Annotated in this window: 24 protein-coding genes; all 24 read right to left on the bottom strand. The window is 28.2% G+C overall.

Features of this window, described 5'->3' with window-relative positions; all coding sequences use genetic code 11:
• Positions 1 to 68: 68 nt before the first annotated feature.
• Positions 69 to 725 (bottom strand): phosphate signaling complex protein PhoU, encoded by a 657-nt coding sequence (gene phoU / locus AAT22_RS06080; RefSeq protein ID WP_016206436.1) that lies wholly within the window; start codon positions 723 to 725, stop codon positions 69 to 71.
• Positions 726 to 747: 22 nt separating this feature from the next.
• Positions 748 to 1,497 carry a phosphate ABC transporter ATP-binding protein PstB gene (gene pstB / locus AAT22_RS06075; RefSeq protein WP_016206437.1) on the bottom strand — a complete coding sequence of 250 codons (750 nt, stop codon included), beginning with the start codon at positions 1,495 to 1,497 and terminating at the stop codon, positions 748 to 750.
• A 34-nt stretch (positions 1,498 to 1,531) separates the two neighbouring features.
• On the bottom strand, positions 1,532 to 2,356 hold the full coding sequence (gene pstA / locus AAT22_RS06070; protein WP_047000587.1) for a phosphate ABC transporter permease PstA: 825 nt from the start codon (positions 2,354 to 2,356) through the stop codon (positions 1,532 to 1,534).
• A 2-nt stretch (positions 2,357 to 2,358) separates the two neighbouring features.
• Positions 2,359 to 3,246 carry a phosphate ABC transporter permease subunit PstC gene (gene pstC / locus AAT22_RS06065; protein WP_016206439.1) on the bottom strand — a complete coding sequence of 296 codons (888 nt, stop codon included), beginning with the start codon at positions 3,244 to 3,246 and terminating at the stop codon, positions 2,359 to 2,361.
• 60 nt (positions 3,247 to 3,306) lie between these two features.
• Positions 3,307 to 4,161 carry a phosphate ABC transporter substrate-binding protein gene (locus AAT22_RS06060; RefSeq protein ID WP_016206440.1) on the bottom strand — a complete coding sequence of 285 codons (855 nt, stop codon included), beginning with the start codon at positions 4,159 to 4,161 and terminating at the stop codon, positions 3,307 to 3,309.
• Positions 4,162 to 4,359: 198 nt separating this feature from the next.
• Positions 4,360 to 6,057, bottom strand: coding sequence for a sensor histidine kinase (locus AAT22_RS06055; RefSeq protein WP_047000586.1), 1,698 nt, complete (start codon positions 6,055 to 6,057; stop codon positions 4,360 to 4,362).
• A gap of 5 nt (positions 6,058 to 6,062) precedes the next feature.
• Complete coding sequence (locus tag AAT22_RS06050; protein WP_047000585.1) at positions 6,063 to 6,761, bottom strand: response regulator transcription factor; 699 nt, start codon at positions 6,759 to 6,761, stop codon at positions 6,063 to 6,065.
• A 12-nt stretch (positions 6,762 to 6,773) separates the two neighbouring features.
• Positions 6,774 to 7,511, bottom strand: coding sequence for a peptidoglycan editing factor PgeF (gene pgeF / locus AAT22_RS06045; RefSeq protein WP_047000584.1), 738 nt, complete (start codon positions 7,509 to 7,511; stop codon positions 6,774 to 6,776).
• Positions 7,512 to 7,665: 154 nt separating this feature from the next.
• Positions 7,666 to 8,121 carry a transcriptional regulator NrdR gene (gene nrdR, locus AAT22_RS06040; protein ID WP_047000583.1) on the bottom strand — a complete coding sequence of 152 codons (456 nt, stop codon included), beginning with the start codon at positions 8,119 to 8,121 and terminating at the stop codon, positions 7,666 to 7,668.
• 83 nt (positions 8,122 to 8,204) lie between these two features.
• A complete protein-coding gene (locus AAT22_RS06035; RefSeq protein WP_040436535.1) occupies positions 8,205 to 8,474 on the bottom strand; it encodes a YlmC/YmxH family sporulation protein in 270 nt (89 codons plus the stop codon).
• Positions 8,475 to 8,618: 144 nt separating this feature from the next.
• Positions 8,619 to 9,392 carry an RNA polymerase sporulation sigma factor SigG gene (gene sigG, locus AAT22_RS06030; RefSeq protein WP_047000582.1) on the bottom strand — a complete coding sequence of 258 codons (774 nt, stop codon included), beginning with the start codon at positions 9,390 to 9,392 and terminating at the stop codon, positions 8,619 to 8,621.
• An 81-nt stretch (positions 9,393 to 9,473) separates the two neighbouring features.
• The gene (gene sigE / locus AAT22_RS06025) at positions 9,474 to 10,181 is read right to left on the bottom strand and encodes an RNA polymerase sporulation sigma factor SigE (protein WP_016206447.1); all 708 of its coding nucleotides are present in this window, start codon (positions 10,179 to 10,181) and stop codon (positions 9,474 to 9,476) included.
• A gap of 8 nt (positions 10,182 to 10,189) precedes the next feature.
• Positions 10,190 to 10,987 carry a sigma-E processing peptidase SpoIIGA gene (locus AAT22_RS06020; protein ID WP_016206448.1) on the bottom strand — a complete coding sequence of 266 codons (798 nt, stop codon included), beginning with the start codon at positions 10,985 to 10,987 and terminating at the stop codon, positions 10,190 to 10,192.
• Between the two features lie 248 nt (positions 10,988 to 11,235).
• Positions 11,236 to 12,357 carry a cell division protein FtsZ gene (ftsZ, locus tag AAT22_RS06015; RefSeq protein WP_016206449.1) on the bottom strand — a complete coding sequence of 374 codons (1,122 nt, stop codon included), beginning with the start codon at positions 12,355 to 12,357 and terminating at the stop codon, positions 11,236 to 11,238.
• A gap of 651 nt (positions 12,358 to 13,008) precedes the next feature.
• Complete coding sequence (locus tag AAT22_RS06010) at positions 13,009 to 14,064, bottom strand: type IV pilus twitching motility protein PilT (RefSeq protein WP_016206450.1); 1,056 nt, start codon at positions 14,062 to 14,064, stop codon at positions 13,009 to 13,011.
• A 116-nt stretch (positions 14,065 to 14,180) separates the two neighbouring features.
• Entirely contained in the window at positions 14,181 to 14,876 is a 696-nt protein-coding gene (sigK, locus tag AAT22_RS06005) for an RNA polymerase sporulation sigma factor SigK (protein WP_047000581.1), read from the bottom strand.
• 211 nt (positions 14,877 to 15,087) lie between these two features.
• Positions 15,088 to 16,656 (bottom strand): penicillin-binding transpeptidase domain-containing protein, encoded by a 1,569-nt coding sequence (locus tag AAT22_RS06000; RefSeq protein ID WP_047000629.1) that lies wholly within the window; start codon positions 16,654 to 16,656, stop codon positions 15,088 to 15,090.
• Positions 16,657 to 16,763: 107 nt separating this feature from the next.
• On the bottom strand, positions 16,764 to 17,381 hold the full coding sequence (gene udk, locus AAT22_RS05995) for a uridine kinase (protein WP_016206452.1): 618 nt from the start codon (positions 17,379 to 17,381) through the stop codon (positions 16,764 to 16,766).
• Between the two features lie 21 nt (positions 17,382 to 17,402).
• Entirely contained in the window at positions 17,403 to 18,638 is a 1,236-nt protein-coding gene (locus AAT22_RS05990) for a U32 family peptidase (protein WP_047000580.1), read from the bottom strand.
• Positions 18,639 to 18,642: 4 nt separating this feature from the next.
• Entirely contained in the window at positions 18,643 to 19,287 is a 645-nt protein-coding gene (locus AAT22_RS05985; RefSeq protein ID WP_047000579.1) for an O-methyltransferase, read from the bottom strand.
• 27 nt (positions 19,288 to 19,314) lie between these two features.
• Complete coding sequence (gene mltG, locus AAT22_RS05980) at positions 19,315 to 20,322, bottom strand: endolytic transglycosylase MltG (protein WP_047000578.1); 1,008 nt, start codon at positions 20,320 to 20,322, stop codon at positions 19,315 to 19,317.
• Between the two features lie 103 nt (positions 20,323 to 20,425).
• Positions 20,426 to 22,252, bottom strand: a complete 1,827-nt coding sequence (gene typA, locus AAT22_RS05975) for a translational GTPase TypA (protein WP_016206455.1) — start codon at positions 22,250 to 22,252, stop codon at positions 20,426 to 20,428.
• Positions 22,253 to 22,418: 166 nt separating this feature from the next.
• Positions 22,419 to 24,086: a ribonuclease J gene (locus AAT22_RS05970; protein WP_016206456.1), complete on the bottom strand. Its 1,668-nt coding sequence runs from the start codon at positions 24,084 to 24,086 to the stop codon at positions 22,419 to 22,421.
• Positions 24,087 to 24,160: 74 nt separating this feature from the next.
• Complete coding sequence (locus AAT22_RS05965; protein ID WP_016206457.1) at positions 24,161 to 24,625, bottom strand: Fur family transcriptional regulator; 465 nt, start codon at positions 24,623 to 24,625, stop codon at positions 24,161 to 24,163.
• Positions 24,626 to 24,632 lie beyond the last annotated feature (7 nt).

The following is a 24,632-nucleotide window of genomic DNA, read 5'->3' as shown; positions in this document are numbered from 1 at the left end:
ATATTACATTAATAATAATATCTAGTCAATAAAAAACATCCCTATCATTAGGGATGTTTTTTATTTATTTATTCATTTAAGTCAACATAATTACCCTCTTTTGAAAAAATTATCCATTCACATATATTAGTTACATGATCTCCAATTCTCTCTAAATACTTTGATGCAAATAATATTTGTGTCCCTTGATTTATCATTGATTCATCTTTACCCATTTTCTTTAGTACTATTTCAAACATTCCTTGATAAATTTCATCTACTCTATCATCCATATCACAAATTTCATATGCTGCCTTCTCGTCTCCATTTACATATGCTTCAATTGAAAGTTTTATCATATTTGTAACTATGTCTACTATTTGCCAAACTGGTGCTATTTCATTTGAAAAATTAACACCTTTAACTCTTGGAACTATCTTGCAAATATCTACTGCATAATCTGCCATTCTTTCAAGATCTGTAACTATTTTAGTTGTAGTATATATACTTCTTAAATCCCTTGCAAGCGGCGACTCAGTAGCCATGAACTTAATACATTTTTCTTCTATTTCTTTTTGAAGATTATCTACTTTATCATCATCTTTCATAACTTTTTTTGATAATTCTAAATTTTGATCCTTAAGTGCCGTCATGCTATCATATATTTGTTTTTCAACCAGGCTTGCCATTTCAATAAGTTCAGAATTTAAAAGCTTTATCTTGTTGCTCATTACTTCTCTCATCATTTCAAATCACCTCTTATATATTTTAACCAAATCTTCCAGTAATATAATCTTCTGTTCTTTTGTCTTTAGGTTTATAGAATATATCTTCAGTATCTCCGTATTCTACTATTTCACCATTTAAGAAAAATGCTGTCTTATCAGCAATTCTTCCTGCTTGCTGCATATTATGAGTTACAATAATAACTGTGTACTTCTTTTTTAGTTCCTCCATCAATTCCTCCATTTTATTTGTGGATATAGGATCTAGGGCAGAGGTCGGTTCATCCATTAATATGATTTCTGGTGAAACTGCTATAGTTCTAGCTATACATAATCTTTGTTGCTGTCCTCCTGATAAACCTAAAGCACTTTTTTTAAGTCTATCTTTGACTTCATCCCAAAGAGCTGAACCTTTTAAACTCTTTTCCACTATCATGTCTAATGTTTTTTTATCTTTTATTCCGTGAAGTCTAGGTCCATAGGCTATGTTATCATAAATCGACATAGGGAATGGATTGGGTTTTTGGAATACCATTCCTATTTTTGTTCTTAATGCAATAACATCCTTACTCTTATATATATCTTCTCCATCTACAGATATTTCTCCATCTATTTTTACATTATCTATTAAATCATTCATTCTATTTAATGTTCTTAAAAAAGTTGATTTTCCGCATCCAGAAGGGCCTATAAATGCAGTAACTTTATTGGCTTCTAAATCTATACTTATATTTTTTAATGCTTGGTTATCACCATAATATAAATTTAAATTTCTAACTTTAATTTTAGGCATTATTTCATTTGACATACTTACACCTCTTAGTTTTTTAATAATTTGCCTTGCTAAACTTTTTGGTTATAATCTTAGCTATAATATTTAAAATCAATATAATAATTATTAAAACTATTCCAACAGCTGCTGCTTGTTCTATATTACCAGCTTCTTGAGTTACTAAATATGATTGCACCGTCAGTGTTCTGGCACTAGACATGATTCCCTTAGGCATTTTTGCAACAGTTCCTGCAGTTAAAAGTATTGCAGCTGATTCTCCAACCACACGTCCTACTGAAAGTATAACTCCAACTAATATTCCTGGAATAGCACTTGGTACTATAACTTTATACAGTGTTTGAAACCTTGTTGCTCCAAGTCCTAGTGAAGCCTCTTTATATGAAGATGGAACTGATTTTAAAGCTTCTTCTGTTGTTCTTATTATTACTGGTAATATTATTATTGCAACAGTTAAGGATCCCGCTAATAAAGAATATCCAAATTTTAATGTTACAACAAAAAATATTGATCCAAATAATCCATATACAATAGATGGAATTCCAGATAAGCTTTCAGTTGCAAACCTTATTATCTTTACAATTTTTCCTTGTTTTGCATACTCTGTTAAATAAATTGCTGCTAATACTCCTATTGGAGTAGCTACTAATATGGATATAAACACAGTATACAAAGTGGCTACTATCATGGGCAATATTCCCCCATCGCCTGATGCTGAATAATTTTTTGTTATAAAGTCTATGCTTATATGTCTATATCCCTTAACAAATATAAATCCTAATATAAATATTAATACTCCAACTGTAATTCCAGCTGAAATCCATAATAATAACTTTAGAATATTTTCTCTAAATTTTCTCATATCTATTTACCTTCCTTATTAGAAAGTTTACTTAATATTAAATTTAATAATAATATAAATAAAAATAATATAACTCCTGTTGCAAATAACATTTCTTGATGTGTTCCAAATGCATAACCCATTTCTAAGGCAATATTAGTTGTTAAAGGTCTTACAGAATCCATTATAGATTTTGGAATTATAGCCGAGTTTCCTGCTACTAATATTATTGCCATAGTTTCACCAATTGCTCTTCCTATTCCAAGAACAACTGCTGCTAAAATACCAGACCTTGCAGCTGGAACAACAACTTTAAAAGTTGTTTCTATATGTGATGCACCAAGTGCTAATGATCCCTCTTTATATGATTTAGGAACTGACCTAATTGCAGTTTCCGAAACTGTTATTATAGTTGGTAACATCATAACTGATAAAACAATTATAATTGCTAAAAGACTTTGGCCCTTTGGAAGATTAAAAGTATTCATAATCCATGGCACTACTACTGCTAATCCAAATACTCCATATAAAACCGATGGAATTCCTGCTAAAAGTTCAACTGCTCCTGATATTATCTTACCTACTTTTTTGGGTGCGATCTCTGCTATAAATATAGCTGTTAGTATTCCAATAGGTACTCCTATAACAAGTGATCCCAATGTTCCAAATATAGATGCAAGTACCATCGGTAAGACTCCAAACTTATCTGAACCTGGTACCCATACTGATCCAAATATAAAATTCTTAAATGAATATCCCTTACTTATAAAAGGATTTAACCCTTTAAAAAACACAAATCCTATAATTAACAATAAACTTATTACTGCAATAAGAGCACTTCCAAAAAATATAGCTTTTGATACATTTTCTATTACATACTTGCTATTGTTATTTTTTTTTACGTTTAACATGATTACCCTCTCCTATGAAAGTAAGAATGCCCAATAATGAGCATTCTTAATAACTCAAAGTTATTTAACTGGAATTAACTTATTTTCTTTAACTATTGTTTGACCTACATCACTTAAGATAAAATCAATTAATTTTTGACCATTATCTGTTAACTTTCCTTCCTTTGTTGCTAATAAAAACGGCCTAGATATTTTATATTCTCCTGATTTCACTAAATCTGCTTTCGGCTCTATATTTTCAACATTCACAATATTTACCTTATCATCTAAGTATTCAAAAGAGACAAATCCTATTGCATTTTCATTTCCTGCTACTGTTTCTTTTAAACCACCATTACCATTAGAAATCATTGCATCTGCTTTTAATTCTTCTGATTTGTATCCAACTATTTCTTGGAAAGCATCTCTTGTTCCTGATCCTTCTTCTCTTGAGGCAACAACTATAGGTGCATCCTTTCCACCCTCAATTTCTTTCCAGTTAGTTATCTTCCCTGTATATATTCCTTTTATTTGCTCTAATGTTATATTTTTAATTACGTTATTCTTATTTGTTATTATTGCTATACCATCATATGCTATAATTGTTGGTTTTACTTCTTTTTCTTCTTCTGATTTTAATTCTCTTGAAGACATTCCTATTTCTGATACTCCGTTTATAGCATCTTTAATCCCAGCTGAAGATCCTACTTGATTTATTTCTATAGATACATTGTTATTGTCTATTTCATACTTCTCTGCAATTTTTTCCATTAATGGTCCAACTGACGTTGAGCCTGAAACTGATATTGTTACTGACTTTTCTGAAGAGTTATTATTTGTATTTGAGTCTCCTTCTTTTCCACATCCCATAAATACTCCTGATGCCATAGAAACTAATAAAGCTGTACATATTATCTTTAAACTTTTTCTTTTCATAAATTTCCCCTCCAAATTAATAATTTAAATTTATTATTTTTTATTAATTTTCCTTACATATTTATATTAGTCCCTAAAAGTTAAGTAAATATTAGCTTAATGTTAAGAAAAGTTATGAAATTGTTAAATGAAATTTAAACAAGCTTATTTTAATGTATAAAAAAAGAAAAGACTTACAACATCTTTTCTTTTTTATATTTAATCATTCAATTTTATAGGTCTTCTTAACCTAATTGTAAATTTAGTTCCTTTATTTAATGTAGAATTAACAAAAATTTCTCCATTAAACATTTTAACTATATGCTTGACTATAGCTAATCCTAACCCCGTACCGCCTTTTGCTCTTGATTTATCAACTCTATAAAATCTTTCAAATATTCTTGGTAAATCCTCTTTTGGTATTCCTATTCCATTATCTTCTACTTCTATGTATGTATAATCATTTACATTATAAATTTTTATCTTTATATTTGTTTCATTATTTGAGTATTTAATAGCATTCTCCACTAGATTTAATATCATTTGGAAAAATTTATCCCTATCTCCAATTAAATTCTTAGTTGCCTTATTTATAAATTCTATTTCTATATTTTTATTATTCATTTGAGGAGTAACCATATTTATTACATCTTCTATAACTTCTTTTGGATTAAATGTTTCTTCCTTCATTCTATGATTGTTTTCAATATTAGAAAGAATTAAAATATCATTTATTAAATTTGTTAATCTTTCTGCTTCTTTGTCTATTATATCCAAAAATTTATTTTTAGTATCTATATCTTCAACAAATTTTAAAGTTTCTGCAAAACCTTTTATTGAAGTTAATGGAGTTTTTAGTTCGTGAGAAACATTAGCTACAAACTGACTCCTAATATTCTCTAATCTTTTAATATCTGTTATATCTAATACTGTTATAACTACACCTATTGGTATTTTTTTATCATTTATTATCGGTGCCTTTTTAATTCTCAGCTCCCTTGGTATAGGATGTATTAATTTTATTTCCTTCATTTCTATAAACGGTACATTTTTCATAAATGTTAGTATATCATAATCTATTATATACTCCGATATCTTTTCTCCTATAATATCCTTTTTTATTCCAAATAAATTTTTAGCATATGGATTTATTAAAATTACGTTTTGTTTATTATCTACTGCTATTACTCCACTTTCCATACTTTCTAAAATAGCTTCTAATTTATTTCGTTTATCTAGAGAATCACTTATTTTAGCTTGAAGTTGATCTGCCATATTATTAAAAGTACTTGCTAATGATCCAATTTCATCATTTGTAAATATACTTACTCTTCTTCCATAATCACCATTAGCAATTTTATTAGTTACTATTTCTAGTTCTTTAACTGGATAAATTACAGCTCTTACTAATTTTAATGATAGCCCTAAAGATAATAAAATGACAAATACTATTACAATAGAATAGTACTTAATATAATCTTCAGAAAATAACTTTATTGTATATAATGAAACTGAAGATCTTATTACTGTATTATCATCAATTCTCGTTGCATAATAAATTACATTTGTATTTTCTGTATTACTATATCTTGTTGAAGAAGCTTCTCCATTTTTAAATGCTCCTATTACTTCTTCTCTGTTTAAATGATTTTCAAGATTTTTATTATCCGTATCTTTTACTACAGTTCCTTCCTTATCTACAAAAGTGAATCTTACTTTTGAATTGTTTATAGTAAAGTTTTTTAAATTATTTTCATCAAAGTTATTTGATTTTATAACCAAATTATTATAAACAGCTAGAATCTCTTTAGTTCTATCTATTTCTTTAAAGTTTACTAGTGCTATAAAAGAGCAAGTCACAATAATTAAAGCAAAAATTACAGTTATCAATGATGATGCTAATATTCTTTTTCTCATAATTCTTAGTTATTAGGATTAAATCTATACCCTACTCCTCTTATAGTTTCTATTAGTTTTGGATTTTTATCATCTTCTTCTACCTTTTTTCTTAGATATCTTATGTGCACATCTACTGTTCTTGTTTCTCCAACATACTCATATCCCCAAATTTTATCTAGAAGAGTTTCTCTTGTTAATATTTTCCCTCTATTCTTAACCAATATTTCTAACAACTCAAATTCTTTTAATGTTAAATCTATTTTTTTATCAAATATAAAGACATCTCTTCTATCAAAATTTATTAAAATTCCATTTGATTTATATACTTCTTCACTTCCTTCTACCGATTTTATTCTTCTTAAGACAGCCTTTATTCTCGCTAATAATTCTCTTATTGAAAATGGCTTTGTAATATAATCGTCAGCACCAAGCTCTAACCCTAGTATTTTATCTAATTCTTCACCCTTTGCAGTTAACATTATAACTGAGATATCTTTGGTTTCATTGTCATTTCTAATTGATTTACATACGTCAAATCCATCTAATCCTGGAATCATTAAATCAAGTAGCATAAGATTTGGTTTTTCTTCCCTAGCGATTCTTATAGCGTCTATTCCATTATTGGCAGTTATAACCTTATACCCTGAATTTGTCAAATTATAGCTTATAAGCTCTACTATATGATCTTCATCATCTACAACTAATATTTTTTCTTTTGACATTAATATCCCTCCCTACTTTATAAAAGTAAATGAAAATAATCTTCCATAAGTACCTTCTGATTTTCTATATGAATATAATTTTGTATCTCTTTCGCAATGAGTGCATAAATTAAGTGAATATATATTGTCTTCATTAATTCCAAACTTTCTTATATCATTTAATATACATTCTTGCATACTTAATTTTCTTCCATCAAATAGTTTATATTCATCAATCTTTGTCTTTAAAAGAAATTTTTCTTTTAATTCTTCAGAAACTTCATAACAGCATTTTCTTATATGTGGTCCTATAAATACTTTTGTTTCATTTTTATTTATATTGAACCCCTCTTCAATTTTTGATAATGTTTTTAAAACTATTGAATTATATGTTCCTTTCCAACCACTATGAATAGCCGCTATAACATTACTTTTTTCATCAGCTATAATAATTGGAACACAATCTGCTGTAAACACTCCAATTGCTACATTTAATTCATTCGTAATTAAGGAATCCCCTTCTTCTTCTTTAATATTTGTATAACTTTCATCATATATATAAGCTTTATCACTATGAATTTGGTTAAGATAAATAACATCTTGTAACCTGAATTCATTTTTTATACTATTTAAATTATCTATTCCATAACTGGTATTTCTATTAAAACTTCTATCTTTTTCAGCTGTTGAAAATGCTAAAGTTATTTTTCCAAGATTATAAGTCAAAAAGTCTTTTCTTTTCTCAAAATCACATATAGATAAGTTAACCATATAGTCACCTCTTTACTTCATTTTAATACATTTTACCATTTATTAATTATATTTTCTATTTCTTTTGCTAACCAAACTTATATTTTAACTTACTTTTAACTAAAAAAATTAACTTAAAATAGAAAATGAAGAATTCCTATTTTAAGTTAATTTTTTATTTTGTAGAAACTAAACTTTTTATTTCTTCTAAAAAAGTGTTTATATCTTTAAATTGTCTATAAACGGATGCAAATCTCACATAAGATATTTCATCTATTTCTTTAAGTCTTTCCATAACCATTTCGCCTATACTTTTAGACTCTACCTCAGTTATCATCTTATTAGAAATAGCTTTTTCTATATCCTCGGCTAATTCTTCAATTTGTTTCCTTGATATAGGTCTTTTTTGACAAGCTATTATAAGTCCATTTACTATTTTTTCTTTATTAAAATTCTCTCTCGTTGAATCTCTTTTAATAACTAGTATTGGAATATCTTCAACTTTTTCATACGTTGTATATCTTTTATTACATCGTAAGCATTCTCTTCTTCTTCTAATAGTAGTATTATCATCTGTTGATCTTGAATCTACTACTTTACTTTCTTCAAATGAGCAAAAGGGACATCTCATCTTCTTATTCACGCCTTTCCTAAGTATTATCTTAAGTATATATAGATTATACAGATTTTTTTTTACTATTACTAGATGTTATTTTATAAATTAAATTTATCTATATCTGTACTATCAACTAATATGACCTCTATTCCTGCTTTTTTAACTTTGCTCCATGGTATTTCTAAATCTTCTTCTTTACTGAACCAGCCTTTAGCAGTCCCTGGTAATATAATAGATATTACCTTACTTTCTGAAATATCTATAACAAAATCTTTAATATATCCCATCTTTGATCCTGTTTTAATATCTATTACTTCCATAGTTCTAAGCGCATTTAATGAGTGTAATAAAAAGTCTTCTTCTTCCATTTGTGAATATTCTTCATTTTCAATTTTCATACCATCAAATAATCCCATAAAATATCCTCCCTTAATAAGTTATAACTATTTTAATATTTATATTATAGCTTGTACATTGTGTAGCTATTTTAAAAGAGCTCTTATAAAAGAGCTCTATACATATTTCCTCATATGTTTTAAAGCGGTTTTTTCTAATCTTGATACTTGTGCTTGAGATATTCCTATTTCATCTGCAACTTCCATTTGAGTTCTTCCATTAAAAAACCTTAAGGTTAATATTAATTTTTCTCTATCATTTAATTTTTTCATTGCTTCTTTAATAGATATGTTTTCAAGCCAATTTTCATCACTATTTTTAGAATCGCTTATTTGATCCATAACATATATTGCATCCCCACTATCATGATATATTGGTTCAAATAATGATACTGGATCTTGAATAGCATCTAATGCAAATACTACTTCTTCTCTTGGCAAATTAAGTTCTTTCGCTATTTGTGATACTGTTGGTTCTTTATTATTATCTTTTACCAACCTATCTCTAACTAATAACGCCTTATAAGCTATATCTCTTAAAGATCTACTTACCCTTATTGAATTATTGTCTCTTAAATATCTTCTTATTTCACCTATTATCATCGGTACTGCATAAGTTGAAAATTTAACATTTTGACCTAAATCAAAATTATCTATAGCTTTCATTAATCCTATGCATCCAACCTGAAATAGATCATCAACATTTTCACCTCTATTATTAAATCTTTGTATAACACTTAAAACTAATCTTAAATTGCCCTTAATAAATATTTCTCTAGCGCTTTTATCCCCATCTCTCATTCTTAAAAGTAATTCTCTCTTTTCTTTTTCTTTTAAGATAGCTAGTTTGGATGTATTTACTCCACATATTTCTACTTTATTAATAATCAAGCTCATCAACCCCTTCAGAAGTAATAACATACTGCATTAAAAAGTATCTCCGAGAGTGATGTGTTTTATACTAAAGACAACCTAAATCATTTTATTGATTTCTTTTTTTAATCTATTTATTATTTTTTTTTCTAATCTTGAAATATACGATTGTGATATTCCAAGCATATCTGCTACTTCTTTTTGTGTTTTTTCTCTAGTTCCATTTAAACCAAATCGTAATTTCACAATTTCCTTTTCCCTATCATTTAGATTTTTTAAAGCTAGAAATAATAACTGTCTATCTACTTCATCTTCAATTAAGTTATAAACAGTATCATTTTCTGTTCCTAATATATCAGATAATAAGAGTTCATTACCATCCCAATCTATATTTAACGGTTCATAAAATGATATTTCTGCTTTTACCTTACTATTTCTTCTTAAATACATTAATATTTCATTTTCAATACATCTTGAAGCATATGTCGCCAATTTTATTTTCTTTTCAGGATTAAATGTATTTACAGCTTTTATTAATCCAATAGTCCCAACAGAAATTAAATCTTCTACGCATACTCCTGTATTTTCAAACTTCCTTGCTATATAAACAACTAATCTTAAGTTTCTTTCAATTAAAATATCCCTTATTGATTCATCTCCATGTATAAGCTTTTCAACAAGTTCTTCTTCCTCTTCTTTCTTTAATGGTGGAGGAAGAGCATCATTCCCTCCTACATAATGAACCTCTGGTTTGAAAATTTTTAATTTTTGTAAAATCCTATTTATTAATATTTTTAAACTCATCATATTCTCACCTATATTACTCCTCTTGATAATAATGCATTAAACTCATTTTCTTTACTTAATTTATTTTTACAACTGCAAATTATAACCTCTACAGTTTTCCATTCTTTACCTTCCCCTTTTATTCTCACCTTTTCGCTTTTGAATCCCTTTAAATTTCCTTCTTCCCCTATTGTGCTATATGGAATGTAAAATAATTCATTACTTGGTACTTTTAATCCACTTAAAAGATCATTTTCTATTATTATACATGGTAGATTAGTTACTGGTTCCCTTAAGGCATTTCCTGTATCTAGTAGCCCTTTAATAGACAAAGTATTTTTTTCATCAAAAATTTCTATCTCGTATATAAAGTTTTTTATTAGTGCTCTTTCTCTTAAGTAATCTGTTATCCTAACCACAACTATATATAGTATCATTATTGAAATTAGTAAATATTTTATAGAATAATTATTAATTTCAAAAGATTTGAATATACTGTATTGGTTGTCCATTATTGAAAAAGCAAAACAAAATCCACATAATGTAAATGATATTATAATAAATGTTACCGAAGATTTTATTAAGTTTTGTAATTTAAAACTTTTTGTAGATATTAAATTCATTAGTAATACTACCAAAAGCTTAATTGGCAGAGAAGTTAAAATACTGCTTTGTAAAAATAGAACTACTGTATAAAACGCTCCTACAATAGCTGCAAAGTAAATAGATTTACCATACTTGTACCTAAGAACCTTCATAGTAACTAATAGTAGAAATAAGTTTACAAAAAAATTTTCTATTATAAGTATATCTATGTAAACTACCATATTTTTCTCCCCCTTTGTACTTAAATTATAAACTGTTAGCTTTCAAAATTTTGTCATAAAAACTCTTTGTAAAATATATTTTCATCTCTTATTTATTACATATAATTACAGTTATTTAACTATTTAAATAAAAACTAACAAAGAAAACTATAATTATTAATATATATATTCGAATAAAAAAAGAAGATGTTAAAAACATCTCCTTTTTTAAAAGTAAACTTTTAAATTATAATATAAATCATTTTGAACTATCTTCTTGATCTTAAAAAGCTTGGAATATTTACGCTATCAGTCTCAATATCTAAAAGAGGATCTACCTTCTTAGTTGGTTCTGATATATCCGCTTCAACTTTTATTGGTTGTTCTTTCACTGCTCTTTTTTCAAATATTGGTTCGTGATTTAATATTTTTTTATTGTCTTCCTCAAAACCTGTAGCTATAACAGTAATTCTTATTTCATCACTTAACGTTTCATCAATAACTGCACCAAATATTATATTTGCATCTGGATCTGCTGCTTCTCTAACTATATCTGCTGCTTCATATACTTCTATAGCTCCTAAATCAACTCCACCTGTAAAGTTAATAATAACTCCAGTAGCTCCATCTATTGATGTTTCTAGTAAAGGTGATGAAATTGCTTGTTTTACTGCATCCTGTGCTTTATTATCTCCTGTACCATGTCCAACTCCCATATGTGCAAGTCCTTTATTTAACATAACTGTTTCTATGTCTGCAAAATCAGCATTAACTACTCCTGGGATTGTAATAAGGTCAGAAATCGCTTGTACACCTTGTCTTAAAACGTCATCTGCTAACTTAAATGAATCTAAAAGAGTTGTCTTCTTATCAGCCATACTTAATAATCTTTCATTTGGGATTATAACTAATGTATCTACTGCTTTCATGAGATTTTCAATACCCATTTCTGCATGTCTCATTCTTCTTTTCCCTTCAAATGGAAATGGCTTTGTAACTACCCCTACTGTTAGTATATTCATAGATTTAGCTATTTCTGCAACTACAGGTGCTGCACCAGTACCAGTTCCACCACCCATACCAGCGGTTATAAATACCATATTTGCACCTTTTATAGCTTCTGCTATTTCTTCTCTACTTTCTTCAGCCGCCTTCTTGCCAATCTCAGGATTAGCTCCAGCTCCAAGACCCTTTGTTAACTTTTCTCCAATTTGAATTTTAACATTAGCATGGGATAGCATTAAAGCTTGTTTATCTGTATTAACGGCAATAAACTCAACGTTTTTTAGCCCTTCTGTAATCATTCTATTAACGGCATTTCCGCCGCCGCCTCCACAACCAATTACTTTAATATTGGTTAACTCTTGCATATCTACTTCGAAATCTAACAAAATAACTCCTCCTTTAGAAAATATCTACTAGTAATTTTTCTACTTTGTCTCTTCTCTTAACAATTTCATCTTCATTTAATAATTCATTTTTTACTTAAATAATATATTTTTATATATTAATTTTACATCATACTGTACCTTTTTAACAATACTTTAATAATGTAAATAACAAAGATTTTGCTATTTCATCACAATAAATATATATTTTTCAATATTTTTTTACATTTTTTTACTTATTTTGTTTCAAATTATTATTATAATTTGGGAACTAATATAAAATTTATTTGCTTTTATAAAAATACCCATAATTTTTATAATTAAATTTAATGAAATTCAATTATTATTTTATCATTTAAACTGAAATAACTCAACCTTTTAGTTTCTATTATAATAATTTTCAACTAAATCATATGTATTAATCTAAATAACACTCCCTTTATATTTTATAATATAAATATATCTTATTATTAATTATTAAATCTATTTAAAAAATATTTATAAATCTTATATTCAACAGAGATTTTAAATTTCCTCTCTTAACTTATATTATTTTATAAATTTTAATAAAAAAAAGAAAAGTTTTTTATTAAATAAGTTTTTATAATTTTTTAAAGAATAAAAAACAGAGATTAACTCTGTTTTTATTCTTTCTTATAACATCATAATTCTTTTTATAGTTTCTCTATCAACTGAATATGTTAATGCAGTCTCTCCACTTATTATTCTTCTTTTATATAATTCTGCCAATGCCATATCCATAGTCTTCATACCATACTTCCCACCAGTTTGAATAGCTGATTCTATTTGATGTGTTTTACCTTCTCTAATTAGATTTTGTATTCCTGGAGTTGTGGTCATTATTTCTAAGGCTGCAACTCTACCGTTGTTATCTTCATTAGGTACTAATTGTTGTGATATAACACCTTGTAATACAGCTGCTAATTGTATTCTTATTTGTTGCTGTTGATGTGGTGGAAAAACATCTATTACTCTATCTATGGTTTTAGCAGCTCCTATTGTATGTAGTGTGGAGAATACTAAATGACCAGTTTCTGCCGCAGTTATCGCAATAGAAATAGTTTCAAGGTCTCTCATCTCCCCTACAAGTATAACATCCGGATCTTCTCTTAAAATAGCTTTTAGTGCACTTTGATAGCTATTGCTATCCTTTCCTATTTCTCTTTGATTGATTATACAATTATTATGCTTATGAAGATACTCTATAGGATCCTCTAATGTTATAATATGCGCTTCTCTTGTATTATTAATTTCATTTATCATTGCAGCTAACGTTGTGCTTTTCCCACTTCCAGTAGGTCCAGTAACTAGTACTAATCCTCTTTGCTTTTGGATTATATCCTTTATTACTTTAGGATGTTTTAATTCGTCTAAAGTAGGTATTTTTAATGCAATTACTCTTATTGCAATAGCATCACTATTTCTTTGCTTGAATACATTAACTCTAAATCTTCCTGTTCCTGATATAGAATAAGATGTATCCATTTCGCCTGTTTTATTATATAATTCAAAATTATCTCCTAATATTTCTTTTGCGAAATCTCTTAATGCATTTGGCATTAATTTTTCTGTTCCTAATTTTATTAATTTTCCATTAACCCTTATCGTTGGCGCTAATCCAACTGTTAAATGTAAATCCGATGCGCCTTTCTCTATTGTCTCATTTAATAAATCATTCAATACATACATTACTCTATATCCTCCATGTTGCTAAACTGTATACATTTTAACATATTCGATAAAACTTTTCATATTCCTTCTTTATATTGCATAATATTTCAACATGAAGCATATTTATATATTTTTTATTTGGATGATAGCTCTTTTTTTAATTTTTTTAAAGCTTTTTTCTCTATCCTTGAAACATACGATCTTGAAATTCCAAGTAATGCAGCTATTTCTCTTTGAGTCCTACATCTTCCATCTATAAGACCATATCTCATCTTCAATATTTCACCTTCTCTTTCACTTAATGAAACACCTATCTTATTATATAGTTGTTTTATTTGAAGATTACTTTCAACTTTTTCTAAAACAGAATCTTTTTCGCTACTTAAAACATCTATTAAACATATTTCATTTCCTTCCTTATCCATTCCAATTGGATCTTGTAAATAAACTTCATTTTTTTGTTTTTTATTGTTTCTAAAAAGCATTAATATTTCATTTTCTATACATCTTGATGCATAAGTAGCTAATCTAGTTCCCTTTGATGAGTCAAAAGAATCTATTGCTTTTATAAGTCCAACTGTTCCTATTGATATTAATTCATCTATATCTTTATTTGGAAAATTGTACTTTTTAACTATATGTGCTACTAATCTAAGATTTCTTTCTATTAAAATACTTTTTGCCTCTTTGTCTCCATTTTTTAAAAGTTTTAAATATTGCTCTTCTTCTTCTTCATCAAGTGGTTTTGGAAATGTATTATTGCCTGTTATGTATCCAGTTAAAAACACAGAATTACATAACAGCTCTATAATATTAGATAAAAAAAACACAGAACTTCCTCCTAGTAGTGCTTATTATATAATATGAAGAAATTCAAAAATATTGCTTGTGTTTTTTAAAATAAAGTTGGAATATTTTTATTAATATAACTAAAACTGTTTTATTTATATAACTTGATTTATCTATTATATTAAAAAGTGTTATAAATTATATAATCTATAACACTTTTATCTTCATAATCAATTTCACATTTATAGCATTCTATTTAACTAATTCAGTAACTATTTCTCTAAAGATAGGTGCTCCAGTATTTCCTCCACCAAGTTCTCTTCCATCAGGGTGCTTTTCCCCTATATTAGGTGCGATAACAACTATAGTATATTTCTTACCATCTTTTTCAAAATATCCTGCAAACCATCCATGATTCGTACCTCCATTACCTGTTGAAGTACCTGTTTTCCCACCAATATTAACGCCTTCTACCTTTGCTTCAAATCCAGAACCTTCCCATATTACTTTGGACATTGTCTCTTGAGCTATTTTAGCTGAAGTTTGACTAAATACTCTTATTTGTTCTTGAGAGAATTCTTTTACTATATTATCTTTATTATCTATTATAGCTTCAACTATTGAAGGTTTTACATAAATTCCATCATTAACCACTGTATTATATAATCCTGCCATTTGTACAGGAGTAACCATTATTGTTTGACCAATAGATATATTATTCATGCTATTTTCTATAGTTGGTTTTACTCCTGGAGCTTCATTTCTATTTTCTCCCTTTATATTTAATACGCTTTGAAACATTCCCATTTTTTCTAGGTATTTCATCATTTCTTCATACCCAACTTTCGTTCCTACTTTAGCAAATACATCGTTGCATGATATCTTTAGTGCATCTTCTACAGACAAATATCCATGTGCATATGGCTTTCCATCTTTTTGACATATTTCTCCTGTACAAGCAAAAATATCATCATGGCTTATTAACCCTTTATCTAAAGCTATAGTTTCTGTTATAACTTTAAAAATTGATCCTGGTTCATATCCCAATTGTTCTATTCCTAAATTAACATTTGCTTGAGTTTCATCTTTTTGAACCATAGCTCTTATTTTCCCTGTTTCTGCTTCAGATACTACAACTCCTACATTTTTTAAGAAAGAATAACTTTCTTTTTTCAGTATTTCTCTTATTTTATCTTCCCATTCTTCATTTACTGTTAATTTTATATTATTATTTTCTTCTAAAGTTACTTCTCCATCTCCATATGTAGCCTTATCATCTAAATAAAATTTTGCTTGTGGATAACTATTTTCTTTTAAATAATCATATAGATTTTCTTCTAAAGAATTTTCTATAACAGTATCTTCATTTATATTAGCTAAAAAATTACTTGTTTTCCAAGCTTCTTTTGTATCAACTTCATCATAAGTATAAGTATATATTCCCTTTATATTTTTTAATTTATTAACCTTATTATAAGTTTCTTCACTTACAGTATAATATATTTTACCATCATCCTTCATTATTTCTGAATAATTAAAATTCTTGTCCTCAGACTTCATTATAAAATTTAAAGCCATTAAATCTTCCAATGTCTCTTCATAATTATTCAGCATAAATGGTTTAGTATCTAATATAACAATATATTTTTTATTATAATCCATCATATCTTTTCCGTTAGTATCAAAGATTCTATACTTCATCTGAGATAAATTTTCAGATTGATAATTATTCATTTCTCCTGAAACTTTTGATGATGGATGTATTTGAAGAATATATAATCTTATTGATAATAAAGAAATAATCAGAAAGTAAATCCCCATTATTATTAACACCCTTTTTAAATCTATCTTATTTCTCCCTCTAATCAAAAAAACACCTCCCTAGGCTTAATTCTAGCCTAGGGAGGTGTTTTCTATACACTTTTTTTCTATTTTAATATATCTTTTATTTTAGTTACAAGTATATCTATTGCTACTTTATTTTGTCCACCTTCTGGAACTATAATGTCTGCATATCTCTTTGTTGGCTCTGTAAACTGCATATGCATAGGTCTTACAACATCTAAATATTGACTAATAACTGAATCTACAGTTCTGCCTCTTTCATTTATATCTCTTACTAATCTTCTTAAAATTCTTATATCTGCATCAGTATCAACATAAACTTTTATGTCTAACAATTCTCTAAGTCTTTCATCTTCTAACACCAATATACCTTCAACAATTATAATATCCTTTGGCTCAACTCTAACCGTTTCTTTAGCTCTATTATGATTTGAAAAATCATAAATAGGCTTATCAATAGCTATTCCATTAATTAAATCACTTAAGTGTTTAATTAATAAATCATTATCAAAAGCTCTTGGATGATCATAATTGGTTTTCACTCTTTCTTCCATAGATAAATAACTCTGATCTTTATAATACATATCTTGCTGTATCATTGCAATACATTCATTTGAAAAGCTTGAATAAATAGCATCTGCAATACTGCTTTTTCCCGATCCTGTTCCGCCAGTTATTCCAATTAAAATTGGCTTATTCATTATAGTTCCTCCTTCTTATGTCTACAGCTCTAAAACTTTTTTTCCTTTAATTAACATATCCTTTTCTTTTAAGGGAGTTTCAACCTTAACCTTAAATATCATATGTGCTCTATTTGCAACATCGGTTTTAACTTCCTTTTCTATATCAAACATTTCACTAAGTTTCACATTAAAATTAGGAGTATGAGCTCTTAAAACTTCAACTTTATCATCTTCAAACACTCTATTTTTTTGAAGAATTATTGCTTCCTTAGTGTCAGGATCATAGCTTTGAACTATTCCTACTATATCATAATCTCTTACATAAGAAGACACATCGTAATTTTGTTCTCCAGTTTTCCCCAGGAAAAATCCTGTATGATATTGTCTATGACTTATTTTTAATAATATATCCATCCATTCTTGCTTAAACTCATAATTTGCAGGATCTTCAAAATAAGAATCTATAGCTTCTCTATATGCTTTTACAGTAGATGCTACATAAAATTCACTTTTCATTCTACCTTCAATTTTAAGAGAATGAACTCCACTTTTCACAAGTTCAGGTATGTGTTTTATCATACATAAATCCTTTGAATTCATTATATATGTACCATTATCATCTTCTACTACCGGATAATATTCACCTGGTCTAGTTTCTTCTACTAAATAATATTTATATCTACATGCATTTGAGCATATTCCCTTATTTGCATCTCTTCCCAACATATAATTTGAAATAAGACATCTTCCTGAATATGCTATACACATTGAACCGTGTATAAATACTTCTAATTCACAGCCTTCTGGAATATTTTCTTTTATACCATTGATTTCGTTAAATGTTAACTCTCTAGCTAAAACAACTCTTTTAACACCTTGCTCATACCAAAATTTAGTTGCCATCCAGTTAACTGTGTTAGCTTGAGTACTTAAATGAATTTCTAACTCTGGTGCCGCTATTTTAGCCGCCATTACTATGGACGGATCCGCAACTATAATTGCATCTACACCTAAATCATATAAACCTTTAATATATTCTTCTACACCTTTTAAATCATGATTCCTTGGAAATACATTCATAGTTACATATAACTTTTTTCCTCTTTCATGGCAGTACTTTATACCTTCAGCCATTTCTTCATTAGTGAAGTTGTCTGAAAATGCTCTTAGGTTAAGTCTTCCTCCACCTATATATACAGCATCTGCTCCAAAGTCTATTGCTATTTTTAATTTCTCTAGGCTACCTGCTGGTGCTAAAATCTCTGGTTTATTCATAAATTTACCTCCTTTTAGTCACTGCAATTCCATCCCCCATTGGTATTACAGAAGTAATTAAGTTTTCATCCTTAGATACTAACTCTAAATATTCTCTCATTCTTTTTACTATTGTTATCTTTCTTCTTTTCACTAATTCATCGCATGCAACCATACCCCTGAATAAAACATTATCCGCTACTATGATTCCATCATCCTTTAATAATCTTAAACAATGTGGTAAAAAATGATTATAATGACCTTTTCCTGCATCCATAAATATTAAATCATAAGGTTCTATTAAATTTTCCAAAACTTCTAAACAATCCCCTTCTTTAATATCTATTTTTTCAGTAAGATTATATCTTTTAAAATTTTCTCTAGCATATTTTATCATATTTTCATCACGTTCTATAGTAGTAATACTTGGTTTTGTTCCCGAAGCTTCATACATTAAAATTGCTGAATATCCTATAGCTGTTCCTAATTCTAAAATTTTTAATGGTTTTTTCATACTAACTATAAACTCTAAAAATTTTGCAGTTTCTTTCTGAGCTATAGGCACTTTATTTTCTTTTGCAAAATCTTCTAATTCCTTATACTTATCATAAGCTTCTGGTATTAGATTTCTTATATAATCTTCCATGTAATCATGGGTTACTCCACTCATGTAAATCCTCCAAATATAAGTTTATTATTAATACCCAAGTTCCTTTAACTTATCCATAAAGTCAACATCACTATTAGTAAAATAATGAGTTTTATCATCTTGAAGTACGTAAAATAAATAATCTGTTTTTTCTGGTTTCAATGCAGCTTTAATAGATTCTAAGCCTGGATTAGATATAGGTCCTACAGGTAATCCATAGTTTTTATATGTATTATATGGAGAATCTGTTTCTAAATGCTTATCTAATACAGTAGTTACATGTTCTCCTAGTGCATAAATAACAGTAGCATCTATTTGTAGCATCATTCCATCATTTAATCTATTTTCTATAACTGATGAAATTAAAACTCTCTCTTCATCAATTCTCGCTTCTTTTTCTATCATAGACGCTATGCTTACAACGGTTTCTATATCTTCATTTGTAATACTAGTATTGGTCTCACTAAGTGCAATATCAAGTACTTCCTTAAATCTTGAAACCATCTTAGTGATTATTTCTTTTGGTGTTTCTCCAACTTTTATTAAATATGTATCCGGAAATAAGTATCCTTCTAAATTATATTTTTTTTCACTATTTATTCTAGCAAATTGTGGTAATTCATACTCTTTTATGGCATCAATAAAATCCTCTTTACTGCAAATACCTTCTTTTTCTAATTTTTCACTAATATCGTTTATTGTGTAACCTTCAGGAACTGTAAATTTTACAGTGTTCAATGAAGATTCACTTGTTAACTTATTTATTAATTCGTTAACAGTTAAATCTTTTTCTAGGACATACTCACCTTGTTTAACTTCTATATTTTTTCTTGAAATCTTAACATATAGTTTTATAAAATGTACGCCTTTAATTTTATTCTCATTTGACAAAGCATTTATTATACTATAAAAGCTGTCTCCATCTTTAACATTTATAACTATGTCCTCTGTTGTGTCTAAAGGTCTATTTATTACTTTCTTAAATGAAACTAAAAAACTTATAACCAATACTAAAATTATTATTATGGGAATCATTTTCGACTTAAATTTTTTCATAAAAACCCCCTGGATATAAAGTAAATAGCCTATTTTAGGCTATTTACCTTATTATAATACTTTTTTTTTAACTTATAAAGATATTTTATTTCATTTATAATTATTACTTTTTACTTCTACTTGTTATTCTTCTTCTTTCAGCTGAATCTAAAACTCTTTTTCTCATTCTTATACTTTCAGGAGTAACTTCAACTAACTCGTCTCCATTTATAAATTCAAGACATTGTTCCAAAGTCATTTGTCTTGGAGGTGTTAGCTTTAAAGAATCATCTGATCCAGATGCTCTAGTATTAGTTAACTTTTTACCCTTGCATACATTTATATCTATATCTTCGGCTCTTGAACTTTCTCCAACTATCATACCTTGATACACAGGTATTCCTGCATTTATAAATAACGTACCTCTTTCTTGTGCATTAAACAATCCGTATGTTATTGCATCTCCATCTTCAAATGAACATATTGATCCTCTACTTCTTCCTGGTATTTCTCCTTTGTATGAATCATATCCATGGAATACATGATTCATTATACCATTACCCTTAGTATCAGTCATAAATTCATTTCTAAATCCTATTAAACCTCTTGCAGGAACTATAAACTCTAATCTTGTATAACCATTTACAGCCGATGTCATATTTACCATCTCAGCTTTTCTTGGTCCTAACTTTTCCATAACAGGTCCCATAAATTCTTCAGGAACATCTATTGTTAAATACTCCATAGGTTCTAATTTCTTACCATTTTCTTCTTTGTATATAACATTTGCCTTAGAAACTTGGAATTCATAGCCTTCTCTTCTCATAGTTTCAATAAGAATTGATAAATGTAGTTCCCCTCTTCCTGAAACTTCAAAACAATCTGAAGAAATTTCATTAACTCTTAAACTAACATTTGTCTCTAACTCTTTTAATAGTCTATCTCTTAAATGTCTTGAAGTTACAAAATCACCTTCTCTGCCTGCAAAAGGAGAATCATTAACCATAAAGTTCATGCTTAATGTAGGTTCATCTATTTCAACAAATGGCAGTGCTTCCGGTTCTTGTGCATCAGCTACAGTTTCTCCAATATTACAATCTGGAATACCACTTAAAGCTATTATATCACCTAAAGAAGCTTCTTGTGCTTCTTCTCTATTTAATCCATTATATGTAAATATACTTGAAACTCTATAACTTGATGTAGTCCCATCTTTTCTTACTAAAGCAACTTGCTGATTCTTTTTCACAGACCCTCTATGTATTTTTCCTACTGCTATTCTACCTACATATTCATTTGTATCTAATGTAGTTACAAGCATTTGGAATGGTCCATCTATATATCCCTTTGGAGCTTCAACATTCTCTAATATAGTTTCAAATAAAGGAACCATATCAGTATTAGTATCTTCAACATTATATCTCGCAAAACCTTCTCTTGCTGATGCATAGATTATTGGAAAATCTAATTGATCATCATCTGCACCAAGCTCTAAGAATAATTCAAATACTTCATCAATTACTTCTTCTGGTCTTGCATTTGGTTTGTCTATTTTATTTATAACAACTATAGGTTGTAATCCTAATTCTAATGCCTTCTTTAAAACAAATTTAGTTTGAGGCATTGGACCTTCATAAGAGTCAACTACTAATAAAACAGAGTCAACCATCTTAAGTACACGTTCAACTTCTCCACCAAAATCAGCATGTCCTGGAGTATCTACAACATTAATTTTTATATCATTATACATAATAGCTGTATTTTTTGAAAGAATTGTTATTCCTCTTTCTTTTTCTAAATCATTAGAATCCATAACTCTTTCTTCTACCTTTTCATTGCTTCTAAATACGTGACTTTCTTTTAGTAAAGCATCTACTAGTGTAGTCTTACCATGGTCAACATGGGCTATTATAGCTATATTTCTTATATCATCTCTACTTATTAAATTCATTTAATTTCCTCCAATATTTGATTTTATCTACATGTTTTTATAATGTAAACCTATAACTTATTTTTCCCAAAATAAAATTGGATACACCAGTATCCAATTTTTTTAAGATTTATTTTCAACTATAATACATTCTAAGATTATTATTTCAAAATGTCAACCTTACAGATTATATTTCCATTATTATTGGTAATATCATAGGCTTTCTTTTTGTTTTTTCGTACAGATAACTTCTTAATTCATCTCTTACCTTAGATTTTAAAGTTGCCCAATCAGTTATATTATTTTCTTCGCATTCTCTTAAGGCATTTTTTACTATTTCTTTAGCCTCGTCCATTAATCCTTCTGATTCTCTTACATAAACAAATCCTCTGGATATTATATCCGGTCCTGCTATAACTGAATTATTTTCTTTTGATAAAGTTACTACAACTGTCAATATACCGTCTTGAGATAAATGCTTTCTATCTCTTAAAACTATATTTCCAACATCTCCAACACCTAATCCGTCAACAAAAACTTGCCCTGCTATAACTGAACCATTTTTTCTTATGCTATTTCTATTTACTTCTATAACTCCACCATTTTCAGGAATTATAACATTCTGTTCTGGCATTCCTAAAGATATTGCTAATTCTCCATGTTGTTTTAAATGTCTATATTCACCATGAACTGGAATAAAAAATTTAGGCTTTACTAAACATTGCATAAGCTTTAATTCTTCCTGACAAGCATGACCAGATACGTGAATTTCTGCTAGTGATTTGTATATTACCTCAGCTCCTTTTTGGAACAATTGGTTTATAACCTTAGAAACTAGTTTTTCATTTCCTGGTATTGGCGTTGCTGAAATTATTACAGTATCACCTTCAACAATATTTACCTTTCTATGCTCTGAGCTTGCCATTCTTGCAAGAGCTGACATCGGTTCGCCTTGACTACCTGTAGTTATGATAACAACCTTATCATTTGTATATTTATTAATTTGATCTATACTTACTAAGATATCTTTTTCAAATTCTAAATATCCAAGTTCTGCAGCTACAGCAACTATATTTTCCATACTTCGTCCTGATACTGCAACCTTCCTTCCATGCATACTTGCTGCATCAACTATTTGTTGTATTCTGTGCACATTTGAAGCAAAAGTTGCAACTATTATTCTGCCTTTTGCCTTTGAAAACAACCTTGAAAAACTTTCTCCAACTACTTTTTCTGACATAGTATAGCCTGGTTTTTCAACATTAGTTGAATCTGCCATCATAGCCAATACCCCTCTTTTACCTATCTCTGCAAATCTTGCGAAGTCCATAGGTTCTCCATCTATTGGAGTATAGTCTATTTTAAAATCTCCTGTATGAAGTACTACTCCTAATGGTGTGTGTATTGCTATTGCAACTGAATCAGCAATAGAGTGGTTTGTTTTAATAAACTCTACTGATACTGAGTTTAATTTAATTACGTCTCTTGGTTTAACTCTTATTAGTTCTGTTGAACTTAACAATCCGTGCTCCTTTAGCTTAGTTTCAACAATTCCAAGAGTCAGCTTCGTTCCATATACAGGTACATCTAATTGTTTCAAAACATAAGGTAATGCACCTATATGGTCCTCGTGTCCATGAGTTAAAAATATTCCTCTTATCTTATCTTTGTTTTTTAATAAATAACTAATATCTGGTATTACTAAATCTATACCGAACATATCTTCTTCTGGGAATTTTAAGCCACAATCTATAACTACTATATCATTTTTATACTCTATTGCAGTTATATTTTTACCGATTTCATTTATCCCACCTAAAGGAATAATTTTAACTTTTGCTTTCTCATTTTTCAATATGTCTCCTCCTTCTTCCTAAAATATGTATTACAAAGGTTGTCATCTCCTGAGAGAGGAGTTCCCTTATTTATCTATTTGTTATCTGATTTATTTTGACATTTTCGACAAAGACCAAAAAATTTAACACTATGATCTAAAATTTTAAACCCATATGATCTTTCTACTTCTTCTTCAAGTTCATCTAATAAATCATCTTGAACTTCAATAACATCTTTACATTCATTACAAACTAAATGATGATGTCTATGCCCTTCATCTTTACGTACCATTTCATATCTACTACATCCATCATTTAAATCTAGTTTACATATAACTCCTAGTTCTTCTAATAAAATTATAGTTCTATAAACAGTAGCTAACCCTATTTCTGGGCAATTCTTTTTAACCTCATCATAAATTTCTTCTGCAGTTAAGTGTTCTCCTTCTTTTTCTATAATTGAGTCAACTATAGCTCTTCTTTGAGGCGTTAATTTATACCCTTTTTGTTTTAATTCTTCTTTTAGAACATTAAAATCTATACTATTTGATTGTTCCACAGACAAC

The organism is Clostridium sp. C8 (assembly GCF_001010885.1).
Taxonomy (GTDB): domain Bacteria; phylum Bacillota; class Clostridia; order Clostridiales; family Clostridiaceae; genus Clostridium; species Clostridium sartagoforme.
This window is presented reverse-complemented; position numbering and strand designations above follow the sequence as displayed.